The sequence below is a fragment of the Salinivibrio sp. IB282 genome (assembly GCF_001995685.1).
Lineage (GTDB): Bacteria > Pseudomonadota > Gammaproteobacteria > Enterobacterales > Vibrionaceae > Salinivibrio > Salinivibrio kushneri.
Genome location: NZ_MUET01000034.1, coordinates 1 through 23209, shown reverse-complemented (window position 1 = coordinate 23209; position 23209 = coordinate 1). Strand labels below are relative to the sequence as shown.

The following is a 23209-nucleotide window of genomic DNA, read 5'->3' as shown; positions in this document are numbered from 1 at the left end:
GCGTTTTCGTTTCCATCGGGATAAACAGCAATGGGTGAAAGTATTGTGAGTATTTGGAAAAAAGACATGTCGTTAGCGGGGTTAAATGCCTCTTCAGCCAATACATTGGTCGCGCATTTNAATGTACTGGCTTCTTGGCTTAACGTCTACTGATGCGCGCAGGCTGCGTTGGGCGCAGCTTGGTAGTCCGCGTTTCGCGCAGCGTTTTCGTTTCCATCGGGATAAACAGCAATGGGTGAAAGTATTGTGAGTATTTGGAAAAAAGACATGTCGTTAGCGGGGTTAAATGCCTCTTCAGCCAATACATTGGTCGCGCATTTGGGTATTGAATACACTGCATTTGACGATAACAGCTTAACGGGCACCATGCCGGTGGCCCCGCACACGCATCAGCCGCTGGGTATGCTCCATGGCGGGGCGTCTGTCGTGCTCGCGGAAACATTGGGCTCCTTGGCGGCGAACATGTGTGTGCCGGAAGGAAAGTACTGCGTCGGGTTGGATATCAATGCGAATCATCTGCGTGCGATGCGAGAAGGCACGGTGACTGGCGTAGCAACCCCTGTGCATCTCGGCGCAACCACGCAGGTGTGGAATATCACCATCCAGGATGAACGAGGCCGAGATGTGTGCGTGAGCCGGCTTACGATGGCGGTGCTTAGCGATAAACGCGCCGATAAGCCTTTGGAGGAACGCGCCTAATGGTGGTTGATATCGAGCAAGGTAAGTTGATCGTGACCGCCCATGAGGTGGTGATCAAATTGCCCGCAATGAAATTGAGCATGCAGGTGCAAACCGACTCGCTACAGATTATCGCCGACGCCAATGTGCTGGTGGCCGATGCCGGTGATGTCCGTTGGTCACTGCCGTTAAGTGCACAACATATTGCGTTAATTTCAGATATGACGGGCATCCAACCTCAGTAGTCGTCTCACCAACACCGTGCCAGTGGTCACGACCACTGGCACGGTTTGTTTGATGCTGATTGATGCGCCGTTAGCTGTGCGAGGCGGTCACTTCGTAGCTGGTAAACTTGCGCACGTTGATCACGCCCGTATCAAATATCAGATACTGACCTTTAATGCCTTTCAATACTCCACCCACTTCCGGATTTTTATCAAAATTGTGTGAGTTTATCTTGGAAGGGTGTTCAGTGACAGGGTAACTAAAGCTCAGGGCATCCAGCTCGGCGGGCAGCACGGCATCGCTACCATATTGCAGGCGAATATCAGCGAGATCTGACTCAATGGCTTGGGTCAGACGCGTTGCTTCGGCATGGAGATCAAGCTGAGCATTATCGCCTTTTAAAAGAGCACGCCAATTGGTTTTATCCGCCACATGTTGCGCAAGCGCGACTTCAACTAGCCCGGAAATCTGGCGCGTTTTCACCCGAAACAGAGGGAGCGCTTGCGTGGCACCTTGATCATGCCAACGTGTGGGCATTTGGTTGGCGCGGGTAATACCCACCTTCAATCCCGAGGTGTTGGCAAGATAGACAATATGATCGGTCATACAAAATTGCTCGCCCCACTCGGGCTCGCGACAGGTACCTTGTGCATAGTGACAGGTTTCCGGTTTCATAATACACATGTCGCAGCGGGCGAGTTTTTTCATGCAGGGGTAGCAGTGGCCTTGCGAATAGCTTTTCTTGGTTTTTCGCCCACAGGCATCGCAAAAGATATTGCCAGTGTGGGTCAGGGTTAGTGTTTGTCCAAGGAGAGGGTTGAGATGCAGCTCTTCGTCACCGACACGCAGAAAGTACTGTACCTCTGCGCCGGCTTCTGTGCGCATCTTATCTAAGGTTCCAATCACGACATTGCTCATTCTAGTTTTATTAAGAGCGGCAAGTGTAGCAAATGGCAGAGAGCGGAGTAAGGCAGAGAGGAAAACAGGCAAGCGACAACCTGCCTGTCTCGAAAACGGATTAGCCGAGGCGAGCTTCTAGGCTTTTTTGCGTGTCTGTGGTGTGCTCACGATAAAGCGTCACCGAGACCACTAAGAGATCTTTCTTGGTATCTTCGCTAACCTGATCGATCACGAAATAATCCGCTTCTTCTTTTTCCACCCCGCGTTCGGCCAGGCGTAAGACATCTTCTTGAATATTGCCTTGTATCTCTACGTTGGCCGTTTCCTCAAAGTCGCCAAAATCGAGTGTGGATTTGGCGATAAGTTCAGGTGCGGCAGAGGCGTGGAATGATAAAAAAGAAAGAAAAAAGAGCGCGATAGAAAGACGTTTTTTCATAGTGCATCAGGTATGTGGGTGAATGTACTAACAACCTACTACGGCGCGAGAGTGTGGTTGTCAGCGTGATGTTAGAAACGCAACATCGATGCCTATCGTGTGGCGTCCTCGATGTCGTCGCTAAATACGTCGTTGTCACTGCGCGCATCTTGGCCGTGAAGCACGCCAATATCACCGAGATAATCGGCTAATAAATCGTCATCGGTCGGGATGACTTGATGTTGTAAGCTATCCATTTTTTCTCCTTGGGTGACTTCAACAGTCCATATGAAGGGAGGCTAACGACCCTTTATGTCATCACCATGACAATGCGCTAGCCTCTCGCAATCTTTTCGGGAGGTCAATCGCTTTTAGCGCTCATTGGCTTTAAACGTTGCCACCACCGGGCAGTGATCGCTAAGTCGATAGTTCATCACCTTGTGATAGGCAAAATGATGCTGAAAGCTGTATTGCCACCGAGAAGCCAGTGATTCAGACACCAAAATATGATCGACCAAACGGCTATACATCACTTGATTCCACGTTTGGGTGCGCCAGTTGTAGCGTCTCGCTTTGCACCGTGCACGCACGCTTTGGGTGACATTAACAATATCGGGTGGGGCGGAGGTATTTTCAAGGAGGGCTTGGCGAAATTGTTGCCAATAGGGATCCTGTTTATCACTGATATAGCGATTGAAGTCGCCAGCAATGAGAATGTTTTTATCTCTATGTTCAAGCACCCAATCGGCTAACACACTGAATTGCTTGCGCAGTTTCTCGCAGCTCCGTGAGGCTTGGGTTTGTTTGAAACACCCAGATTTCAGGTGTATTGAGAGGATATGTATTGGCTCTTGATTAGGCGGCGTAACCACTAAATAGGTGCCATACCGCAGCGATGGAACGCCAAAAAAACCCGGCAGCGCGATTTGACGCAGATCGTTAGGATCCTCCACCTTCCAACCTTTGCGCACGGCAATTCCGGTGAGCTGCTGGCTTTGGGAGCGTGCTTTAAGTTCTGCATAGCGGTCGGAAAAATAGACAGTATAATCCTCCGCGGGAACGACACGTGCCAGCGCCTCAGGACTATCAACCTCCTGAAAAGCCAACACATCGGGAGCGAGTTGAACAAAGATCGACGACAGCTGTTGATAATCATCTTGATGACGGATGCCTGCCCGCTGATCGTCCTTTAAGGTCAGCCACTCAAAATTCCATGTTGCCACTGTCAGCCCATAGCTAGGGGCTGAAAATATTCCGACAAGGACGAGCAGGCCTAAAACTCGAAGTACGATGGTGGATACCTCATTATTACGCGTTTCTCTGTGATCCTACTGGAAATGTTGGGCATGCACTGGCGCATTGTAGCACTTTGCGGAGAACCTTTGATTTTAACTGATAACTATCATAACGAAGATCAGTGAGATTGCGGCACAGATAGGCATTTAGTTCGCCTGACGAAGGTTATTCGAGACTTCGATGATCTGTGTCAACACAATGAATCCCCTAATTGCTATCTAATGCCACATCTTGTGTTTTTATTTTATTGTATATCCTATATATGGTGTGGAGGGCATATGCCAGCGGTAATTAAACGCGATGGAACGCGCGTCCCATTTGATGCAGTTCGAATCGTCCAGGCGGTGACTTGTGCACGCGAGTCAGCGCAGTCGATGCGTGATGCTGAGCAATGTCAACTGAGCGACGATGAGATCCGACGGTTAGCCGATACGATTGCGACACAGTTTGCTGGCGATGCCGAAGTGGATATCGATCATATTCAATATGCCGTTGAAGATGTGCTGATGGCTGGGCCGCACAAAGCGGTGGCGCGCGCCTATATTGAGTACCGTCATGATAGAGATATCGCCCGTGAGCGCCGTGGCCGTTTGAATCATGAAGTACAAGGGCTGGTAGGCCAAACTAACACTGAATTGCTGCACGAAAACGCCAACAAAGACAGTAAAGTGATCCCGACGCAACGCGACTTGCTTGCGGGAATTGTGGCCAAACACTACGCCAAACAACATATGCTGCCCAGTGCCGTAGTAAGAGCCCATGAGTCAGGTGAAATTCACTATCATGATTTGGACTATTCGCCTTTCTTCCCGATGTTCAACTGCATGCTCATTGACTTGGCTGGCATGCTGCAAAAAGGCTTTAAGATGGGCAATGCGGAAATTGCGCCGCCCAAATCCATCGCCACCGCCACCGCGGTGACCGCCCAAATCATCGCGCAAGTCGCCAGCCATATATACGGTGGCACCACCATTAACCGCATTGATGAAGTGCTGGCACCCTATGTGGAAGCCAGTTATCAAAAGCACTTACTGGTCGCGCGTGAGTGGGCAATTAAGGAGCCTGAAGCGTATGCACGTGCGCGCGCCGACAAAGAGTGTTTTGATGCCTTTCAATCGTTGGAGTATGAGGTTAACACCTTACATACCGCCAACGGACAGACTCCCTTTGTGACCTTTGGCTTGGGGCTCGGTGAATCCTGGGCGGCGCGTGCGGTGCAACGTGCGATTTTAGCCAATCGCATTGCGGGTCTGGGGGAAAATCGCAAAACAGCGGTATTCCCGAAACTCGTGTTCTGTATCCGAGAGGGCTTAAACCGTCGGGCCGATGATCCCAATTACGATATCAAGCAATTGGCGCTCGAGTGTGCGTCTAAGCGCATGTATCCCGATATTCTTAACTATGACCAAGTGGTATCCGTCACCGGATCCTTTAAAACCCCAATGGGGTGTCGCAGCTTTTTAAGTGCTTATGAACAAGACGGTGCACTGGTGCATGAAGGCCGAAACAATTTAGGGGTTGTGAGTGTAAACCTGCCGCGTTTGGCCATTGAAGCGGAAGGAGATGAGGAAGAGTTCTATGCCCGCCTTGATGCGACACTAAACCTTGCGCGCCAAGCACTCGATACCCGGATTGCTCGCTTTAAAGGCGTGAAAGCGCGGGTGGCACCGATTTTATATATGGAAGGTGCATGTGGTATCCGTTTGAACCCAGACGATGATGTCAGCGAGATTTTTAAACACGGACGTGCGTCCATTTCGCTCGGTTACATTGGCCTGCACGAGACCATCAATGCGCTGTACGGTAGCGCGCCGCACATCTACGACAGCGTGGTGAAACAAAAGAAAGCCAAGGCGATTGTGGCTTATCTTCACGAWGCCACTGAGCGTTGGAAAGCCGAAACAGGCTATGGGTTTAGTTTGTACAGCACCCCAAGTGAAAACTTGTGCAGTCGTTTTTGTCAGCTCGATACCCAGGCGTTTGGCGTGATTGAGGGCGTGACAGATAAAGGCTATTACACCAACAGTTTCCATTTGGATGTGGAAAAGCAGGTGACGCCTTACGATAAAATCGATTTTGAGATGGATTACCCACGCTTAGCCAATGGCGGCTTTATTTGCTACGGGGAATACCCCAACATTCAACACAACTTAGAAGCGTTAGAGAACGTTTGGGACTACAGCTACGATCGCGTGCCTTATTATGGGACCAACACGCCGATTGATGAGTGCTACGAGTGCGGGTTTACCGGTGAATTTGATTGTACGAGCAAAGGCTTTACCTGTCCTGCGTGTGGCAATCACGATCCGGCACGTGTGTCAGTGACACGACGTGTGTGCGGCTATTTAGGCAGCCCTGATACGCGACCTTTTAATCCGGGCAAACAACAAGAAGTGATTCGCCGTGTGAAACACATGTAGGGGGAAGACGTGAATTATCACCAATACCTTCCGGTTGATGTGGTTAACGGGCCTGGCACACGTTGTACCTTGTTTGTGTCGGGGTGCGAACATCAATGTCGTGGTTGTTACAACAAAGCCACCTGGCCGCTGAACAGCGGCCATCCTTTCACTGACCTGATGCAAGAGCAGATTGTTCAAGACTTACTCGATTCACGGATCCCGCGCCGAGGATTATCATTAAGTGGCGGTGATCCGCTTCATCCTGCCAATATCGACAGTGTAAAAGAATTGTTACAAGAGGTGGTCAGCCGCGCACCGAGCAAAGACATTTGGCTGTGGACAGGCTATACATTGGCAGAATTGTCATCAAAACAGCGAGATGTTGTGGATCTGGTTGATGTATTAGTTGACGGCAAGTTTATCCAAGATGAGGCGGATCCTCATTTGGTGTGGCGGGGAAGTGCCAATCAATGCGTACACTTTCTGTCCGAGCGAGCCCGAAAAGGGTAAGAGAATCATGGTTAAGAGGTTGCCAATTTCCCCGCATGGGGTAGGGTATAGCGTATCTTGAGCATCCAAGCTTAAAAGGACGTAATACTATGTTAGATCTGCTCTCGCCTGCTCAGCAGGATCCGATTCTCTCCTTATCATTGGCGTATCGTGACGATCCGCGCGAGCATAAAATGGACTTGGGCATTGGCGTTTATCGTGACAGTCACGGTCAAACGCCGATCATGCAAGCGGTTAAAGCGGCGCAACAATCACTGGCACAAAGCCAACAAACCAAAGCCTATGTTGGGCTGGCAGGTAATGAAAATTTCAACCAAGCCATGGTTGATCTTCTGCTCAAAGGGACAGATGCCTATGATCGCTGCGCTGCGGTACAAACACCAGGCGCAAGTGGTGCGCTGCGTATGCTGGCCGATTTGATGAACTTGGCTAAGCCGGTGACCACGGTATGGCTGACTGATCCTAGCTATGTGAATCACAAACCTGTCATGGAAGCGGCGGGCCTGACGGTAAAATTCTATCCCTACTTTAATCGCGACACCAAAATGGTGGATACCGATGCCATGCTTAACGCCTTGTCACAGGCCGGTGCGGACGATGTGGTCTTGCTACACGGTTGCTGCCATAACCCCACGGGGGCTGATATCAGCCTGAAAGAATGGGAAGCGATTACCGAGCTTGCAAACCGTAATGGCTTTACACCGTTTGTGGATATTGCCTACCAGGGCTTTGGCGATGGAGTAGAGGAAGATGCGCGTGGTTTGCGTACTCTCGCCGATAACGTTGAGGAAATGTTGATTGCCACCTCGTGCTCTAAGAGCTTTGGCTTGTATCGTGAGCGCACCGGCGCGGCGATTGTAGTGGGTAAGTCCGCCAAAGAAGCCCAAAACGCCAAAGGGCGTATTTTGCAGCTGGCGCGAAGCACCTACACCATGCCACCCGATCACGGCGCTGCGATTGTGGAAACCATCCTCACCGACGATGCTCTCACCAAACAGTGGCGTGATGAAATTGAGGCAATGAATACTAGGATTAACGCATTGCGTGAAGGGTTAACAGCAGCACTTCGCGACCGCACGGGCGATGGTTATTTTGATTTTATTCAGCACCACCGTGGCATGTTCTCCGTCTTGGGATTAACAGGAGAGCAAGTCGCTACGTTGCGCGACAAACACGGCGTGTATGCAGTCGGTGATAGCCGGATTAATGTTGCCGGCCTAGCAGAACGTCACATTGATAGGCTGGCCGATGCGCTGGTGGATGTTACTCGTTAGGTCATTGGTCAGGTAGAAGTATTCTCATAGGCTCGTCATACTTTGGTAAGACGGGCTTTTTTTATAACTGTGCACACATAATGTGATGTTCCCCCACGCTTTTTTTACAACATTAGAGTTTGGTGTCTTATACTCGTGTCCCGAAGCTGGAGACAAATAGGGAATGTTCATGCAGACTACTCGATCACCGTTTGCCACCATACAAGGCCGATACAGTATCGGATTGATCGTATTTATACTGATTGCGACGATCCTGACGATATTTAGCATTCAGACATGGATTGCTCCAACGCTAAAAAAAGAGGGAGAAGAAAGGCTTAAGCTGAGCCTGAATGAAGTTGGGCGTGATATTACCTTTGCACTGCGTGAGGTCAAAGCGCAGCAACGGGCTATTACGCAACTAATCCCAACGTTAACCAGCGCCCAAATCGATACCCAGTTACCGCACCTGATTGATCAGTACGGCAACCCTTTGGTATTCGGGGGCGGTATATGGCCGCTGCCTAACAAACGTCTCGCAGGCGTTGAGCGCGCCTCCACCTTTTATCATCGTGATGATAGTGGGCAACTGGTTGAGAATACCTACTGGAATAGTGACGAGGCCCCGAATTATTACACCCAACCTTGGCACCGTGCGGGCCAAAATGCCCCTCAGGGAGAATGTGTTTGGGCCAATGCGTACAAAGATGGAGCGAGTGCGCAGCCTCGTACTAACTGCGCCATGGGAATTTATCAACAAGGTGACTTATACGGTGTGGCCACCATTGATGTCACGCTTGGCTTTTTTAATCAATTGGTCGCCGAGAAGCAAAAGGCATTAGATGCCAAGATTGCTATTGTGGAATCTGATGGAAAGATCCTTAGCCAAAGCCGCGGGGGCTTCACGCGTGATGATGTACTTAAATCGGTGTCAGGTTTTAACACGCCTTTTGCCAAAGCCATTGAGACAGCCTTGAATCAACAAACGCAACGTGTGACTTTTCAAGGTAAAAGCCAAGAGCAAACCTTATTGTTGTCGCCAGTCCCTGGTACGCCCTGGACGCTCGTCGTTGCTAAACCAACCTCGGCACTCACGGCGCTGAGCGATAAAATGCTCACTACCCTTGCTTGGATCCAGTTACCCTTGATTGGCCTATTGCTCGTGATCATGCTCATTGCCTTTAAGCGACTTCATAGCCGCTTTGAGACGTTTAAGCATAACGTGGATAGTTTATCTTCAGGCGATGCGGATCTCACACTACGCTTGCCAATTAAAGGTAATGATGAGCTTGATAATATTTCTCACTCAGTGAATGATTTCATCGCGTACTTGCAAGATTTAGTACAGAAAGTGATGAGCGCAAATCAAACCTGCTCCAACTATGTTGAGCAAATTGCTCATGACGCCAGCCAAACACTATCGACGTTAGAGGCTCATGTGCGAGAAACCGAAGGCGTGGCTACCGCGATTAATCAGCTGAGTGCCTCTGCCTCTGATGTGGCGGAAAACGTGAATCAAAGCCATGATGTCACGCGTCAGATGCAATCAGAAGCGCAGCAAGCACGTGAAGAGACACAGGCATCGACACGCAGTGTCTTAGCCCTCGTCGATAACGTGGAAACCAGTGAGCAAAAAGTCGCGCAAATGCGAGAGCATACTAAAGCAATTGAATCCATTCTCGGCGTGATTGGTGATATTGCAGAACAGACTAACTTACTGGCCTTGAATGCGGCGATTGAAGCGGCTCGGGCGGGTGAGCAAGGGCGTGGTTTTGCGGTCGTTGCGGATGAGGTAAGAAACCTCGCCTCGCGGACACAACAGAGCACGGGTGAAGTTGATAAGATGTTGGCACAGGTCAGTGATCGGTGACGCAGGTTGACGAACTCAGTACGCAAATCGCCACGGCGGCCACCGAGCAAAGCCAAGTCACCGAGGATATCAGCCAAACCATGACGTCTATCCGTGATATCGTTGCCAAACTGCATCAACACGGACAAACCACCGAGCAACGAGCACATGATTTACAGGCCGCAAATACGGCGCTGCAACAATTAGTGGGGCAATTTAAAGTCTAGCTGCATCCTTGCCAAAGGGGCCGAATACCCCTTTGGCATGAGACTGGTTGTCATGTCACTGGCTGTATTAACGCTTGTTTTTGAGGTAACGCTTACGACGGGCCTCTTTTTTAGCGTTTCTCTCGAGTATGCCAGATACGAAGCACATACATAGTATATTCTTGTATTTCATATCGCATCTCATAGCTGCCAACCAAGAGCCTGCGAACTTCCCTGGGCTCAAAAGCATCAAGTCGCTCCCCCAGTCTTGGCTGATCTGACAATATGTTAGGCGCACTGGTCAATGAACGAATTATCTTTGCCGCAGCAGTGGCATCTGCGGGCGCAAGGAAGTCATAAAGTCGGTTTAAATCGGAAAGGGCTTTACTGGTCCACTTTATTTCCATTACCCTGGTAGGTCCTTAGGAGACTCACTCCCTAAGCTTTCCGCCCAGGCCTGAACAGACTGATGATCAGTAACCCGATCATTGTCAACATCAGCCAACGCATCCAGTGTCAGTTTGTGACGCTCTTCTTCCATGACGACCCAATCCGTCAGAGCCTGTTTCACAACCCAAGCTTTAGAGCGCTCTAGACGTTGCGCTAATTCGTCAACTTTATCAGCTAGCTGTAAAGGTACATGTGCAGTGACAACCTTAGTATTCATGATGTACTCCTAATCACTGTGATTCAAAGTTAATCATAGTCAATCTTGTTGTACTTCACAATACGCGCCCCGTGTTGTTCGAAGTTAACGCTTATTTTTGAGGTAACGCTTACGACGAGCCTCTTTTTTAGCGGCTTTTTCTTCCTCTCGACGGGCGTTGTCTTCTTCAACCTGCACCAGCTCGGTTTCAATCATATCCGGTTTCTCTAACGTGAGGCCACCTAGCGCACCGGCGCGTAAATCATGCAACAGCACTTCCGAGGCTTTGTGCAAGTCAACCCGCCCTCCCGCGCGCAGACAACCGCGCTTGGCACCAATCGCTTCCATCAACTCAATGTCTGTGTCGGGTAATACATCAAGCTGATAGCGTTCTTGTAGCCGCTCGGGGTAGGCACTCGCCAAGTACTCCACGGTATAAAAAGCCACTTCGTCGTAGTCCATTGCTGTATCTTTCACAGCGCCGGTTGCTGCGAGACGAAAACCGCTATGTGGATTCTCAACCTTTGGCCATAAAATTCCCGGTGTATCAGAGAGCACCACGCCGTTTTGCAAGTTAATCCGTTGCTGCTGGCGCGTCACGGCGGGCTGGTTGCCTGTTTTTGCAATCACTCGGCCGGCAAGGCTGTTAATGATGGTGGACTTGCCTACGTTAGGGATCCCCATGATCATTGAGCGAATATTTTTACCCATGGCTTCGCGATGAGGGGCCAGTGCGCGGCACCGCTCCATGATTCGATTGACTTCACTTTGCTGCTGCGTGGTGATCGCCATTGCTGAAACGCCTTGCTCTTGCTCCAAGTGGGCCATCCAAAAATCTGTCATGGCCGGATCGGCAAGATCGCGTTTGTTCAGTACTTTGATCACTGGCTTGTCGCCACGTAGTGTGCGGATCAGAGGGTTTTCGCTACTAAAGGGGATGCGTGCGTCGAGCACTTCGATGATCACATCGATCTTAGGGACGACTTCTTCGATTTCTTTGCGAGCCTTGTGCATATGGCCCGGAAACCACTGGATCTTGTTGTTAACCATGTTTGTACAACCTTGCTGATGCGAATGCGCCAACGTCATACAAGTCAGTGGCGCGACAATTGCGCGCATCATACCACTTAACGGTATCGATGAGAAAAGCTGGGGTGTTCTGGATTATCGATGACAACGCGCGGTATCGAAATAGCCACTCTCACCTAATAGACTACGTGCGCAATTTAGATCCTAGTCTAGTTATTCGACATGTTTATGCGTTTAGTGTTTACCTACTGCTATTAAGCAGACATCATAAAAATAGTTAAACCTCCAGATAGTCTCGGCGGAATGAAAGTCGACAAGTCGTTGAATAAGGGAGTGAAATGGTCGCACCTAAAAGTCTCATTTTTCAGTTACATCAACATTGGGAGGTTGTTGAGCAGCTAACGCGGCTTTCGCGAGAGTTTCCAGCGTTTGAGCTGAGAGTACTTGAGCAGGTGATTAATCAATTCAAAAATAAGCAAACAGACAGTAATACTGTACTCACTAGCCTTGTTAATGCAGATATATTGCAACCTATTAACCGAAGTAGTGACTATCAGCTAAATACATTAGTCGTGGATTTTGTGAGAGGCTTGACGCAAGAGCATGAGCTTGGCTTATCAGCGGTACTTAGAGCGCGAGTCGACGCGATTAGAGACGCCACCAGCCAGGTTTTAGAAGGGCTAGATGGGTCGGACAATGATTTGCTGCGTGCCGGCGCGAACAGACTCTCAGAGCTTGTCAGAAAGATCACCCAACAGCTAATTCAAGACAAACAAGCAATTTTTGAAATAGCAGAATTAGCGAAATCAGCGGATACCAGTATGCCAATAGAACGTCGTTACCGTGAAGTCCTAGAAGTGTACGATCAATACGTTGAGCCGATGAACGAAATGATGGACAGCGGCCTTGGTGGTAGCTTCTACCCGTTATTAGAAAAAGCAGAAGAAGCACTGGATGATGCGGTCGATCGACTCTCGATACGTGGCGCTTTGTATCAACAAAGGCTGGCGATGCGCCAGATAGCTTATCAAGTGAAAGAGCTTCGTTATCAAGGACGCGTCATTGCTCAACAATGTGCTGATACTTTGCTGCCATTACGTGAGGAAGCAAGACAGCATAACCAGCTTTCAGCGGTGATTAGTAAGCAGCTCAGTCAAGTTCGTAAAAAGGGATTAGCGCGAGGGCTCAACGCCAAGGGGCTACCTTTGTGGACAAGTAGCCGTGTCACCAAAATTCAATTGGGCAATGAGGTGCGTGAATTAATGGCTGAATTCATGAATTTTGAGCCTATTGCTGTTGTTTTCCCTGATGAAGAAGATGGACCGATGAGTTCAACGGTCAGCTGGGTGGATGAAGCGCGGTTGAGAGAAAAGCTGAGCGATTCGTTGCCGATTGACAATCTTATGATATGGCTGAGGGAACACTATCCGCATTTACCGGACGCAGCGTTATTAAGACTTTACCATGAACTTGTGCAAGAGCCTCAATGGGAAAGCACGTTAGGGCCACACTCGAATACTACAGCGTTAAACACCGTCGCCGTTACTTATTACCCTCATAAAATCAGGACATTAACTGATCCAACTCCTGCAAAGGGTATAGATCATGCAAAATAGTAAAATCGATTTAAATGAACTGGCACATTTGACCGAGTTATTTCACCTTTTTAGCTCTGGACGACACCTTAACCGCTCGGCGGATGCCGCGCTATGGCATGAGCTTGAGCTGCAAGCAGAACAGTATCAGTATCTATTTGCAAACCTAGGTTTTGATTTGCGCATTGATGGACGGGGCTTTGCTTGGTTTCATGATGAAGAAGGTAATCAGAACATCAATAAACAATCGCGTCATTTAGCGTTATTGCTAATGGTGCTATTTGATCATCAAGCGGATAGCGGTCGCTCCCTTGGCCAGTTTTACCAATGGACAATTGATAACACCTTACTCGATGACATTTACGGAAAGCATCAAGGACTTTTGGATGCAGAAGAGCTAGACCGAGATGCACTCGCAAAGATACTCGACAACGCTGTGCGAAAAGGTTTTGCCGTTCAAGAGAACAATCACTGGCGTTTGTTGCCGTCGGTATATCGCTACCTTGATCACTTCCAAGCAATTACAGAGCACGCATCTGAGAGTGATATAGCGGCTACGGCTTATGAGGAAGATGAATCATGTTAATTTATGGCTTTCAACGTGTAGCGTTAATCGGCAGTGCGGGGTACCAGCGCGCTGAACTTCCTCTCGATGATTCTGTGTCATTAATCGCACCCAATAACCATGGCAAAACAAGCCTTATCAATGCGCTTCAATTTCTGCTTATCATCGATCAGAGAAAAATGGATTTTGGCTCGCACACGCGAGATCAAACGCGTCGCTTTTACTTCCCAAATAACAGCGCCTATATCTTACTAGAAGTAATTCTACCGCAAACGGGCACAGTGGTGTTTGGGTGTGTCGGTAAAGGGGTGGGCCATGACTATGAGTACTTTGCCTACAAGGGAGAGTTGAATTTAGACGATTATCGTTTAGATGATGGTAATATCGTCAGCCAACCAAAGCTTGTCAGTCACTTAGCAAAAAAGAAATATAGCGTCCATCGATATAACGAGAGGGACTTCCGTCACTTGATTTATGGCGGTGCAAAAAGCAAGAAGACGAGCGATATTGACTTTACCGTATTCAAGCTTGAGCATATTAGCGATGCCCGTTCCTTCCAGCAGGTACTCACCAAGACGCTGCGACTCGACAAACTAAATTCTAGTGATGTGAAAGAATATTTGTTAACGATATTTAGTCGAGAGCTACCCAACGCCAGTATTGATTTTAAGCAGGAATGGGAAAAAGCGTTTCAAGACATTAACTTAGAGCGCGAGCAGTACCTAGCCGCTTTCAATAATCAAAAGATGATTTACCAACTCGAGCAAAAGTTTGAGCGTACCTTATCTTTACGAGGAAAGATCGCCGTATGTCAACCTAAAGTGGATGCGTTGCTAAAAGACTGGCATGGTCACGTTCAAACGACGCGGGAACAGCTAGTTAAGCAAAAGGCTAAGCTTGAACAAACCTCACGTGAACTTCGAGACCAAGATATCGCTCTAGCTGGAGAACGCCAGGACTTAGCCAATAAACTGGCAGAGCTAGATCGTACGGAGCAGCATTATCAAGAACTTAAAGCGCGATTTGCACTAATTCCGAATCAAGAGTTCCTAGAGAGTCAGTTACGATCCGCTGAGAAAGAGTATGAAGCGCAGGCCACATTATGTGTTCAGTCCCAGCGCTCCTCTTCCGAGATGCTTCGCAAACAATTGCAAGAAAAAGAACAGCAGCGCCAGCGGCTGCAGTATCAACAGCGAACCCTAAATGACAATTTATACCTTCACCTTTCTAAGACGCTCAATACACAAGAGTTAGATAATCTAAACAAGGTGCTCAGCCAACAAGTTCTGCAACTGCCACCCTCACAGTACTCGCTTAATGCTGAGCAGTTGCGAAGCGTTTTTAATTGCGAGTCCTCACAGCAATGCTTGCTCCCCGGCTTAACATTGTCGCTTCATGAGCTATTGCCTCAGCATGTGCAGAAAACAGAGTCAGAGGTTTTGGAGGAAATTGGTAGCGTTAATGAGCAGATAAACGAGCTCAAAGAATTACTACAAGCAAGTAGAGAGCAAGAGGCGGCTGAGAGGAAAAAGGCCGAATTAAATAGTGCCGTTAGGCAGTGTGAACAAGAGCTAAAAGAATTCCAACAGTTACAAGAGTTAACACACAATCAAGCACAGCGAATCGAGCAAAGACAGGCTGTTGAGAAACAGCGAGTAGCGATTAACGATGCGCTTAACAACTCAGGAGAAAAGCAAGCCGATCTTTCAAGGCAATTAAGTGAGGTAGCGGATAAGCTTAATAAGCTGGCTTCAGACGAGAGCAGTGTTGAAAAACTAAAAAAACAAAGAATAGATGACCAAGCGCTATTTAGCGGACTTTCTGACCAGCCACATTCGCCCTGGATAGCGGGGGATGATTGGTCTTTGGCGTCACTTCCGGATCGTCTTCAGGACTACATTGAAGATTGCAAAGCCCTTGATCAGCTATCAAAAGAATTGCGCCAAATGAAAAATGAATTGGGTCAAAAAGGGCTGACTAAGTTTCAGATGGCGCAAACACAAGATGAAGAATTAGAGGGTATTATTCAATTCAATCATTGTTTGGACGATGAGAAAAAAGCACTGGAAAGGCGGGCCCGATCGGCCGTCGTCAACGTCACTGCCAGTTTAAGAGAGCTGCGCAGTGGTTTATATGCATTGCAAAGTAAGATGAAGGAATTCAACCGCCTGATCAGCCAAAGGCAGCTGTCAGATCTTAAAATTTTCAAAATTGAGCCAGTCGAACAAAGTCTGCTTGTTGATGCGATGAATGTGCTGATCCAACAAGCAGAGCAAACTGAAAGTGGTCAAAGTTTTGAGCTATTTGATCAGGGCAGTATCCTCGATGATGCTGATTTAGAGCGCGCGAAGAGCCTGCTGATTGATGAGGGCAATGCTCGCCAAGGTTTAAGAGTAGCAGACTTATTCCGGCTTGAATTTGTTGTTGCCAAGCACGACCAGCAGCAAGAGTCATTTGAAGAAATTGATAGTGCCGCCTCTAACGGAACCGTATTGATGGCGAAGCTTGTGACGGGTCTGGCGATGTTGTACCTCATGCAAGATAAACGCCACCAAATGAAAGCAGTCTGTTATTTGGATGAAGCGTCAGCTTTGGATACCCAGAACCAAACGAGCTTGATAGAGATTGCGGATCAATTCGGTTTTGCCTTGATATTTGCCTCACCAGCCCCCTTAACCACCGCGCGTTATTGTGTGCCAATTCACCAAGCCAATGGCAAAAATCATATTAGTCGAAATAGCTGGCAGATTTTCGAACCACTAGAGAGTCAAGAGCTGCCCCAATCATATGCAGAGCCATCGCTATGAGCCAGGCGTTGGTGAAAGCACTCTCGCGACTCGTTGAGGTTTACCCTGATTCCGTTGCCGGGAGTAGAATGACACCGTCTCAAAAGAAGCAGCTTGAAGCGTTCAATCACAAAACGCGGTGTGTGCAAATTACGCCTAAAGGCCGTGGTGTTGTTTATCGAATTCAAGACATGGATGTAGCCGCCGTTGAACTTGAACGATTAGCCCCCGAACAACATGTATCTTCCAGTGTACCGCAACGAACGGTAAACATAGCCTCGACACGCAGCAGCAAACAAGGATACACAGCTCTCGATGTTAGTTACGTGCTGGCTAAAACGGTTGCGAACCCTTTGTGGGAGGTTTCCGGAGTACCAACCGAGCACTTAAATGCAGCCACAGAAGCGTTTGGTGTATTCTCGCTTGAGGTGGGCGGAGAGCGAAATAGCCATCTTCACACAGAACATTCCATTTGGCTGGTGGAGAACCAAGCGCTATTTGACAGACTAGATTGGTTGCCTAATAACGAACCTACTACCGTTATTTGGTACCGCGGGCAGCTCCACAACAAACTGATTGATTGGTTATCGGTGCCTGAAAGGGCACCGATAGTCTACTTTTTTGCTGACTATGATGGAGTTGGGCTGAATAACTACCGCCGCCTCAAAGAGAAGCTTACAGAAAGAGCAGAGTTTTGGATGATGCCGAATTGGAAGGCGTTTTTGTTGCGTTATGGACAAAACCAGCTTTGGGTTGACACCGCCCGGGACTTTGTCTCTTTCGAGCGCAACAGCCAAAAGCTTTTAGCACAGTCATCAGAGTTACGAGAGTTGGTGACGGAAATGCAGAAGCATGGCTTAGCTTTGGAGCAAGAGGTGATTTGGTTGAATGAACAGTAGATGTGATATCATAAGCTTGCGAACTACTATAACCCAGTAAATCGTATGTTATTCATTCAAGTGTCAATGGCATAGTTATTTTATTGAATATGCATGCGCTATCTGTTTAGGGCCTCTACGGCTCTCATATACCACTTTCAATGCGTTACTGATTAACGTGCTGGCCGGTCACAACGATATCGCCCAGCCAACGGTTTTTCGTGCAAATAAATCAATGACGACAGCCAGATAAGTCCATCGGTTGCCGGTTCAGATGTATGTGACGTCACCACACCAAACGTGATTTGTTGCTTCAACGTGCTGTTGCCAGTGACGAAAGCTGCAGATGCTTTGATAATCGTGTAATTTTGTTCGAGAGCAAGCACGGCGGCTTCACGTTTAAATTCCGCGCTGAAATTACATTGTGTGCGTTTGGTCATGGTTTCATCTGTCACGCTATGAGGAGTACCTTACCTCCCCCCTAATCAGGCGGCCAAATTCACTACGCTACTACAATCGCGACTTAAAAAGGTACATACTTAGTTCCAGTAAAAGCTTGCTTATTATGGTAACTATTAAGTAGTATATATCGGATTTGGAGCTGCAAAAGCCATCAGTCTTTTTATCTCGATGGTCGTATGGTCCGAAAAGTATGATTGGATAGTGTCGTCAGGTAGGGACGTTGCAATGAAAAGACAGTTTCTTCTCACAGTTTCTTTGGTATTTTTACTCTCCGCTTGCCAATCCGTAAAGCTACTTTCTCGACAATCCCCTATAGATGAGACAAATCAAGGTTCCGCTCAAAGAGAGAGTATCGAGGCTTATGGAACTGCTCAGGAAGAGTTAATGCCCAAGCCGGTAAAGTTTGAACTTCAATCGACCATTACAGACAGTCAACTGAGTTCTATAAGTGAAAAGTATGACACTATAGATATCCAGGAATTCAAGCTCAAAGAGCACCTGCTACATAGAGTTGAGTTTCAAAGTTCCGTTTTATTTGGACTTGACAAAAGCAACCTTGAAATGGTCGACATCAGTGAGATATCTCAATTTGCAACCACCTACTCATCTGGGGAACCCAGTTATTACCTGCTTATTGTGGGCCATACAGACAGCACTGGGAGTCGTACATATAACCAAGCATTGAGTACTAAGAGAGCTTTAAAAATTGCAGCGTTATTACATACAAGCGGCGTTTCAGAAAGCCAAATAAAGCTTATACCCGCAGGCGAAATTTATCCCGCTCATACCAACACCAGTCAACATGGTAGACAATTGAACCGAAGAGTAGAGCTATTGGTTGCTAAGTCTAGAGAACTTGTGAAGTCTTTTATCAGGCAGAGAGACTGTACTGACATTGATCCAGCCTGCACCAGAGCATTGCTCCCGATAATGGACGTTTATGACTCGGACAAAGGTTTAGTTCTGGATACTAAGAACTCAGACAGTGTCGTGACGCAAACTCCTGAGATAAATGAGCTTGCGGTACTCGCTAAGTCTCTGAGCAATGATATATTAAAAACTGATAAACGTTATGAAACCAAGAGCGAGCGTGAAAGGATTGAAGTGTCAGCGCCGTCAGTCAGAGAGCCTCTTGAGGTTCCAACTTTAGTCCGTCCCGTCCTTGATTTTGTGACTGAAACCAGAAAACCCCTCAAGCTACCTAAGAAATACCATCTAAAAGCAAATCAATAGAGAACTTGTTATTATGGAAGATATCCGAAAAGACTTTGACAACCTCATTAGTGATACCCCCATTGATGACGCAAACCGCTCTTTCTCTAGCGAGCACATCACAAATGTAGTGTTGGAAGAAGTGGAAGAAGGAAAATCGGGACACCTGAATACAACCAAAGACTTTTTAACAATCCGTATCAAGGATTTGACAGTGCGCTCTATAAAAGAACGAATGGGTCGATGGGTTTCTCGTAGAAATGACGTAATCATCCGAGCAAAAAAAGAGATCAATAAATCCAACGCATCTGACGTTTCCCAGAAGGAACGTGATTTGGTCGAACAAGCAGAAGAAGCCAAAAGCAAAGCCCAGGAAGAGTACATGGCAAATAACCATTACTCTGACCTTAAATATAATTACGATCAGTGTAAGACATTGTATGAGGGTATGAGAGCAGAGATGGGTGGCAAACCTCCCGTCAAACCTCGCTTGTGGCTTTACCTCATATCAATTGCGCTCGTTGGCTGTGTTGAATGGTTTATTAACTTCTCAACATTCAACATTAAGTACCCTCCAGGTGTCGCAGCGGGTGCAACCATATTAATAGCTCTTGCAATTGCTGTTGCAAGTCACTTCCATGGTGCATTAATCAAACAGCGATTAGCGCTATTTGCTCCTCACCGAAAGAAAAGTGACAAAAACCAAGTTGTATACACTCAGTTGATTTTTTCATTACTACTAGTCATTGCGCTTTGTGTCGTTACATACAACCGTTACGACGTACTTGAAGAATCATTAGTGCGAAATGGCGCAGGCAGTTTACCCGGCCTCGCAGGGATGGAGGAAACTACTACCAGTGTTTGGTCCGAACTGACACCTTTTATATTGATGAACATCCTTGTTTGGTTGGTAGGGGTTGCAATTAGTTACTTCATTCACGATTCGAGACCCGACTATCAAGAAGCACTTGGAAATTATAACAAAGCTAAAGTAAAGTTCTTTGCAGTTGATAAAGGGTTAAAAGAAGAGCTCAACCGCATTGACTCTGAGTTCGATGATAGGATTCAGAAGCTAAAGAATGCTCACAGCTCGGATACAAACAATAGTAAGGATATACACGCTTATATCGAACGTCTCCTTGCTAAAGARGAGTCACTAATACAACAGGCCACCGTAACTATTAATGAAATTATTGAGCACCATCAATCGGCTTTGGTCAGTTCCTTTAGAAACCAAGGCATGCCAAACGTTCAAATCGGCCCTAGACAATTATCCTTGGAAGAGTATTTAAATACCGATCTATCATTACAAGCTGCTGATGTCCGTAAAATGTTGTCATTGGAGAATTATTCATGAAGAAACTCATTGCTATAGGATTAGCTACAGTATCATTGACAAGTAATGCTAGTGGCTTGCTAAGAACGACTGACCTGAAGAGCTACTGTGATCAGGAAGGAGTGGACAGACAAACCATTCTCTATTTAGACCAGTCCATCATCGCGAAGGAAGATCCTAACTGGTATAAAGATATACTTAACAAGACTAAATTTCTTCCTGGTGAACGAGTTAAAGTTGTCACCATCAAAGATGGAGGCTCCAATGTAGAACTTTCATGGGATACCTGCTATCCGGCTTATACAAAAGCGGTTTATAAAAAAAAGAAGAGTGATGATGGTCTAGGTAGCATGTTTGTCGGAGGTATTGATGACAAGCTAGAGAATGATCAAAAAGAATTTTCGAAACTTCTTCCTCAAGCTCTTGCCCATCCGCTCCAGGGGACCAAAAATAAGACTCCACCTCAGTATCAAGATGATTTTCCCGTCAAAAAGCTCGTTGAAGCTCTTTATTATGATTCCAATAGGTTAGATATTAAAAGTGGCATCCCTAGAGTAATCGTTTTTTCTGACATGGTCGAAAAATCAGATTTAATAAAGCCTGGTGATGCAGATCCCGAAGCCCTTGCAGAAAAGGCCGCTGAACGTTTTCCTGTGTTCTTTAATCACGCTGAATTCTATATTTATGGAGTGAACTATACCAACTCAGATACCAGTCTGAACGAGAGTATGGAGTCTTTTTGGACGACATACCTGCTTCATTCCGGTGCTAATGTCGCACACTATGGTACTCAGTTGGTGCTACCAAAAGATGACAACATAGTTTTTGAAGCGTCGAGCTATGACGGAAAGTTAACCCAGTCAGATGGCAAAAAACTGGCAACGTCTATGCGACTGGCTTACCTCCCAAATGGAGAGCTCAAATACAGCTGGCTCGTTATTGGTGATYAGTATATGACACTAAAAGGCAATGTAAGCTGCAGTGGCCAGAACTGTGAGTTAAACGCAAAAGTTGTTGACTCAACATTCAATGGATTCCAGAAAAGTGATGTCTTAAAGCTAAAAGGCAATTTGAAGATGATGTCAGGGCAGATTGGCGCTCCAGATGACTCAGTGATAGATCAAAAGGGCGATGCCTATCGCTATGATATAGAGTTTGATAGAGAGCCAAATCTAACCATGTAATATAATGTTAGCAGGGCAATAGTCCGTTCGGTCAGGAGCAATCCTGGCCGCTTACGGAAATCTGGTCAACTTCCTTGAAAATTACTTTAGTGCAAAATGCAAGATCTGAGCTCGAGAGAGGTATAATAAAGTTATTTGTGATCTTATCCTTGTTATTGGGTTGACTTCGATAATATCAGTGATATGATAAAAAATGTTTGACATTTAATGTGGCGATCAAGTAGTAAAAAATGTCGGCCAAAAGTCCCTGCTTTAATTTAAGGAAAACCTGATTCTGCATCTAGTATCTTATAGGTTTATAGATGTTGAAAAAATTAGTTCAATGTAAGGAGAAGAGGAAAATGAAAGGTACTATTTTAAAAGCATCTTCAGCGTTGTGTGTTTTAGCACTATCGGGATGTATGGCTACCGGTGGCGAAAGCTCATTATTAAGTAATGACTGGGAGTCAATGTCTTGTGATGAAATAAATTCAGCAATAACCTCATATAATGACGCGAATAGCACTGTAGATTCAATGACAAGCCTGGCCTCTGCAGTCGGTGTCGATACATCTGCAGTTGACTCTGCACAAGCCCAAGGAGATAACATCCTTGTTCGAGCTAAAAGAGTTGCTCGGCCTATTGCTGAACAAAAAGATTGTCAAATAGACTGGTAAACAAAAATATATAAATAAGCATCTAAGTAGCTCTCATACGCTGTCATATTATTAGATATAAGTTTTTTTCGATCAAACAATGCTCGACAACAGCCAAACTATTAATTTGATTTAATCGCTAGAGAGAATAAGATACTGAATTAGCACATCTTGTCGTTTGATCTTTGCTTTTTGGCGAAATCTTTTGATTAGGTAACAAGGTGTGCATTCCCCCCCTAGGTGTCAGAGTATTCGTCCGAATATAAATCGCCCTAAAATACAACAATGTAGGGCTAATAAGGACATGACGCCGAAATATTTCGAAGAAAGAAAAGCCGCCATTTTCAAGAAACAGTTGCCGCCGAATAATAAAAATGTTTCGGAAATTGCAGCCGAAGAATACATCAGCAAGGCAGCGTTGTACAACCAAGATTCCGCAGCTATTTTATTTCGCCGAAGATGCCGATGCGTTCGTGACAATTGCGCAATCATGCTGACTTTGAGGCACTAGCAGAGAAGTATTTGATTTTTGATGACGAGTCACATTTAGCCTCCTGATAGTAGTGATAGATAGGTTATTCAGTGATTGACATCAGAAACCAGTTTGTATAGCCAGCATTGAATGATCTAGTTGCTCGATACGTGAAGGGTCTCACGTAATTTATTAGATAATTAGGTGCAGAAACTCGGATAACGTATATTTTTATATATAAAATTAACTAGAGCGAGCACATGAGTTAGCGGGCTTTTAATTTAAAGGTTCTGACAATCCCATGTACTTGCTAATAAATAAGAAATCGCACAACGATGAAAAATCTACCAGCAGTGATTGACTAAATCAGGTCGTTATTCATATGGCAGTAATACTTATTTATAAATTAAAAAAGAAACTCATGCGTTCGCCCTATTTAATTAACTCCAGTAAAAATCTACTGCGAGGTAGCGTGATCTTTGATCCTATAGGAGAAAAGCGCTTTAGCTGTGCGTGTTTTATCGTTTTTTTCCTTGTAAGAAACGGTAACGATGTAATCGCCAGAGCCTTTAATGGCATCAYCGCTTTTCATACCAACGCGCATTTCTCCGTTTTCGGGTAAATAATATACAACAAGACCTGTTTTCTTATCATTAGATACCGTAATGATTGGTT

At 46.5% G+C, this 23209-nt stretch carries 23 protein-coding genes and 1 pseudogene; 15 read left to right on the top strand and 9 right to left on the bottom strand.

Features of this window, described 5'->3' with window-relative positions; translation table 11 throughout:
- The first annotated feature begins 246 nt into the window (after positions 1 to 246).
- Entirely contained in the window at positions 247 to 699 is a 453-nt protein-coding gene (locus BZG14_RS08690) for a hotdog fold thioesterase (protein ID WP_077486580.1), read from the top strand.
- On the top strand, positions 699 to 923 hold the full coding sequence (locus tag BZG14_RS08685; RefSeq protein ID WP_077608529.1) for a DUF3389 family protein: 225 nt from the start codon (positions 699 to 701) through the stop codon (positions 921 to 923). Before BZG14_RS08690 ends, BZG14_RS08685 begins: the two co-directional genes overlap by 1 nt.
- A gap of 70 nt (positions 924 to 993) precedes the next feature.
- Here BZG14_RS08685 and BZG14_RS08680 read toward each other — a convergent pair whose 3' ends face one another.
- The 4 genes from BZG14_RS08680 to BZG14_RS08670 all read right to left on the bottom strand — a co-directional run bounded on the left by BZG14_RS08680 (position 994) and on the right by BZG14_RS08670 (position 3441).
- The gene (locus tag BZG14_RS08680; protein ID WP_077608528.1) at positions 994 to 1821 is read right to left on the bottom strand and encodes a DUF2797 domain-containing protein; all 828 of its coding nucleotides are present in this window, start codon (positions 1819 to 1821) and stop codon (positions 994 to 996) included.
- 100 nt (positions 1822 to 1921) lie between these two features.
- Complete coding sequence (locus BZG14_RS08675; RefSeq protein ID WP_069362950.1) at positions 1922 to 2239, bottom strand: hypothetical protein; 318 nt, start codon at positions 2237 to 2239, stop codon at positions 1922 to 1924.
- Positions 2240 to 2331: 92 nt separating this feature from the next.
- Positions 2332 to 2475 (bottom strand): hypothetical protein, encoded by a 144-nt coding sequence (locus BZG14_RS15570; protein WP_155522534.1) that lies wholly within the window; start codon positions 2473 to 2475, stop codon positions 2332 to 2334.
- A gap of 114 nt (positions 2476 to 2589) precedes the next feature.
- On the bottom strand, positions 2590 to 3441 hold the full coding sequence (locus BZG14_RS08670; protein ID WP_158011738.1) for an endonuclease/exonuclease/phosphatase family protein: 852 nt from the start codon (positions 3439 to 3441) through the stop codon (positions 2590 to 2592).
- A gap of 351 nt (positions 3442 to 3792) precedes the next feature.
- On the opposite strand from BZG14_RS08670, the gene nrdD reads away from it, so the two are divergent.
- The 5 genes from nrdD (at position 3793) to BZG14_RS15680 (ending at position 9755) form a co-directional block, all read left to right on the top strand.
- Positions 3793 to 5934 carry an anaerobic ribonucleoside-triphosphate reductase gene (nrdD, locus tag BZG14_RS08665; RefSeq protein ID WP_077608526.1) on the top strand — a complete coding sequence of 714 codons (2142 nt, stop codon included), beginning with the start codon at positions 3793 to 3795 and terminating at the stop codon, positions 5932 to 5934.
- A 9-nt stretch (positions 5935 to 5943) separates the two neighbouring features.
- Positions 5944 to 6426 (top strand): anaerobic ribonucleoside-triphosphate reductase-activating protein, encoded by a 483-nt coding sequence (nrdG, locus tag BZG14_RS08660; RefSeq protein WP_077486566.1) that lies wholly within the window; start codon positions 5944 to 5946, stop codon positions 6424 to 6426.
- A gap of 89 nt (positions 6427 to 6515) precedes the next feature.
- On the top strand, positions 6516 to 7700 hold the full coding sequence (locus BZG14_RS08655) for an amino acid aminotransferase (RefSeq protein WP_077608525.1): 1185 nt from the start codon (positions 6516 to 6518) through the stop codon (positions 7698 to 7700).
- A gap of 169 nt (positions 7701 to 7869) precedes the next feature.
- Positions 7870 to 9549 carry a methyl-accepting chemotaxis protein gene (locus BZG14_RS08650; protein WP_198532037.1) on the top strand — a complete coding sequence of 560 codons (1680 nt, stop codon included), beginning with the start codon at positions 7870 to 7872 and terminating at the stop codon, positions 9547 to 9549.
- Positions 9546 to 9755, top strand: coding sequence for a hypothetical protein (locus BZG14_RS15680; protein WP_198532036.1), 210 nt, complete (start codon positions 9546 to 9548; stop codon positions 9753 to 9755). Before BZG14_RS08650 ends, BZG14_RS15680 begins: the two co-directional genes overlap by 4 nt.
- A 110-nt stretch (positions 9756 to 9865) precedes the next feature.
- Here the strand turns inward: BZG14_RS15680 and BZG14_RS08645 are convergent, their stop codons facing one another.
- From BZG14_RS08645 to ylqF, 3 genes are all read right to left on the bottom strand, one after another.
- Entirely contained in the window at positions 9866 to 10141 is a 276-nt protein-coding gene (locus BZG14_RS08645; RefSeq protein ID WP_077486569.1) for a type II toxin-antitoxin system RelE/ParE family toxin, read from the bottom strand.
- A complete protein-coding gene (locus BZG14_RS08640; protein WP_077486570.1) occupies positions 10141 to 10401 on the bottom strand; it encodes a CopG family ribbon-helix-helix protein in 261 nt (86 codons plus the stop codon). Before BZG14_RS08640 ends, BZG14_RS08645 begins: the two co-directional genes overlap by 1 nt.
- A gap of 84 nt (positions 10402 to 10485) precedes the next feature.
- Complete coding sequence (gene ylqF, locus BZG14_RS08635; protein ID WP_077608547.1) at positions 10486 to 11430, bottom strand: ribosome biogenesis GTPase YlqF; 945 nt, start codon at positions 11428 to 11430, stop codon at positions 10486 to 10488.
- Between the two features lie 317 nt (positions 11431 to 11747).
- Here ylqF and BZG14_RS08630 point away from each other — a divergent pair, with 317 nt between their 5' ends.
- The 4 genes from BZG14_RS08630 to BZG14_RS08615 are packed head-to-tail and all read left to right on the top strand — an operon-like array spanning position 11748 to position 17254.
- Positions 11748 to 13025 carry a hypothetical protein gene (locus BZG14_RS08630; protein ID WP_077608524.1) on the top strand — a complete coding sequence of 426 codons (1278 nt, stop codon included), beginning with the start codon at positions 11748 to 11750 and terminating at the stop codon, positions 13023 to 13025.
- A complete protein-coding gene (locus BZG14_RS08625) occupies positions 13015 to 13590 on the top strand; it encodes a condensin complex protein MksE (protein ID WP_077608523.1) in 576 nt (191 codons plus the stop codon). The genes BZG14_RS08630 and BZG14_RS08625 overlap by 11 nt, the downstream gene beginning before the upstream one ends.
- Positions 13584 to 16376 carry a hypothetical protein gene (locus tag BZG14_RS08620; RefSeq protein ID WP_077608522.1) on the top strand — a complete coding sequence of 931 codons (2793 nt, stop codon included), beginning with the start codon at positions 13584 to 13586 and terminating at the stop codon, positions 16374 to 16376. The genes BZG14_RS08625 and BZG14_RS08620 overlap by 7 nt, the downstream gene beginning before the upstream one ends.
- A complete protein-coding gene (locus BZG14_RS08615) occupies positions 16373 to 17254 on the top strand; it encodes a DUF7281 domain-containing protein (RefSeq protein WP_077608521.1) in 882 nt (293 codons plus the stop codon). Before BZG14_RS08620 ends, BZG14_RS08615 begins: the two co-directional genes overlap by 4 nt.
- A 99-nt stretch (positions 17255 to 17353) precedes the next feature.
- Here the strand turns inward: BZG14_RS08615 and BZG14_RS15900 are convergent.
- Positions 17354 to 17551 (bottom strand): annotated as a pseudogene (locus BZG14_RS15900) (DDE-type integrase/transposase/recombinase); the annotation flags it as partial.
- Positions 17552 to 17920: 369 nt separating this feature from the next.
- Here BZG14_RS15900 and BZG14_RS08605 point away from each other — a divergent pair.
- From BZG14_RS08605 to BZG14_RS08585, 4 genes are all read left to right on the top strand, one after another.
- Positions 17921 to 18928: an OmpA family protein gene (locus BZG14_RS08605; RefSeq protein WP_158011737.1), complete on the top strand. Its 1008-nt coding sequence runs from the start codon at positions 17921 to 17923 to the stop codon at positions 18926 to 18928.
- A 13-nt stretch (positions 18929 to 18941) separates the two neighbouring features.
- Positions 18942 to 20264 carry a hypothetical protein gene (locus BZG14_RS08600; protein WP_077486577.1) on the top strand — a complete coding sequence of 441 codons (1323 nt, stop codon included), beginning with the start codon at positions 18942 to 18944 and terminating at the stop codon, positions 20262 to 20264.
- Positions 20261 to 21427: a hypothetical protein gene (locus tag BZG14_RS08595; protein WP_131825175.1), complete on the top strand. Its 1167-nt coding sequence runs from the start codon at positions 20261 to 20263 to the stop codon at positions 21425 to 21427. Before BZG14_RS08600 ends, BZG14_RS08595 begins: the two co-directional genes overlap by 4 nt.
- 341 nt (positions 21428 to 21768) lie before the next feature.
- On the top strand, positions 21769 to 22083 hold the full coding sequence (locus BZG14_RS08585; protein ID WP_077608517.1) for a hypothetical protein: 315 nt from the start codon (positions 21769 to 21771) through the stop codon (positions 22081 to 22083).
- Between the two features lie 908 nt (positions 22084 to 22991).
- Here BZG14_RS08585 and BZG14_RS15770 read toward each other — a convergent pair.
- Positions 22992 to 23209 (bottom strand): hypothetical protein (locus BZG14_RS15770; RefSeq protein WP_206744419.1); only part of this gene is annotated, 218 nt, incomplete at its 5' end.

What these genes read in the sequence shown, in the direction of transcription:
- BZG14_RS08685 (WP_077608529.1), top strand. Translation starts at nt 699, where the DNA reads ATGGTGGTTGATATCGAGCAAGGTAAGTTGATCGTGACCGCCCATGAG.
- BZG14_RS08680 (WP_077608528.1), bottom strand. Translation starts at nt 1,821, where the DNA reads ATGAGCAATGTCGTGATTGGAACCTTAGATAAGATGCGCACAGAAGCC.
- BZG14_RS08675 (WP_069362950.1), bottom strand. Translation starts at nt 2,239, where the DNA reads ATGAAAAAACGTCTTTCTATCGCGCTCTTTTTTCTTTCTTTTTTATCA.
- BZG14_RS15570 (WP_155522534.1), bottom strand. Translation starts at nt 2,475, where the DNA reads ATGGATAGCTTACAACATCAAGTCATCCCGACCGATGACGATTTATTA.
- BZG14_RS08655 (WP_077608525.1), top strand. Translation starts at nt 6,516, where the DNA reads ATGTTAGATCTGCTCTCGCCTGCTCAGCAGGATCCGATTCTCTCCTTA.
- BZG14_RS08650 (WP_198532037.1), top strand. Translation starts at nt 7,870, where the DNA reads ATGCAGACTACTCGATCACCGTTTGCCACCATACAAGGCCGATACAGT.
- BZG14_RS08645 (WP_077486569.1), bottom strand. Translation starts at nt 10,141, where the DNA reads ATGGAAATAAAGTGGACCAGTAAAGCCCTTTCCGATTTAAACCGACTT.
- BZG14_RS08640 (WP_077486570.1), bottom strand. Translation starts at nt 10,401, where the DNA reads ATGAATACTAAGGTTGTCACTGCACATGTACCTTTACAGCTAGCTGAT.
- ylqF (WP_077608547.1), bottom strand. Translation starts at nt 11,430, where the DNA reads ATGGTTAACAACAAGATCCAGTGGTTTCCGGGCCATATGCACAAGGCT.
- BZG14_RS08630 (WP_077608524.1), top strand. Translation starts at nt 11,748, where the DNA reads ATGGTCGCACCTAAAAGTCTCATTTTTCAGTTACATCAACATTGGGAG.
- BZG14_RS08625 (WP_077608523.1), top strand. Translation starts at nt 13,015, where the DNA reads ATGCAAAATAGTAAAATCGATTTAAATGAACTGGCACATTTGACCGAG.
- BZG14_RS08620 (WP_077608522.1), top strand. Translation starts at nt 13,584, where the DNA reads ATGTTAATTTATGGCTTTCAACGTGTAGCGTTAATCGGCAGTGCGGGG.
- BZG14_RS08615 (WP_077608521.1), top strand. Translation starts at nt 16,373, where the DNA reads ATGAGCCAGGCGTTGGTGAAAGCACTCTCGCGACTCGTTGAGGTTTAC.
- BZG14_RS08605 (WP_158011737.1), top strand. Translation starts at nt 17,921, where the DNA reads ATGAAAAGACAGTTTCTTCTCACAGTTTCTTTGGTATTTTTACTCTCC.
- BZG14_RS08585 (WP_077608517.1), top strand. Translation starts at nt 21,769, where the DNA reads ATGAAAGGTACTATTTTAAAAGCATCTTCAGCGTTGTGTGTTTTAGCA.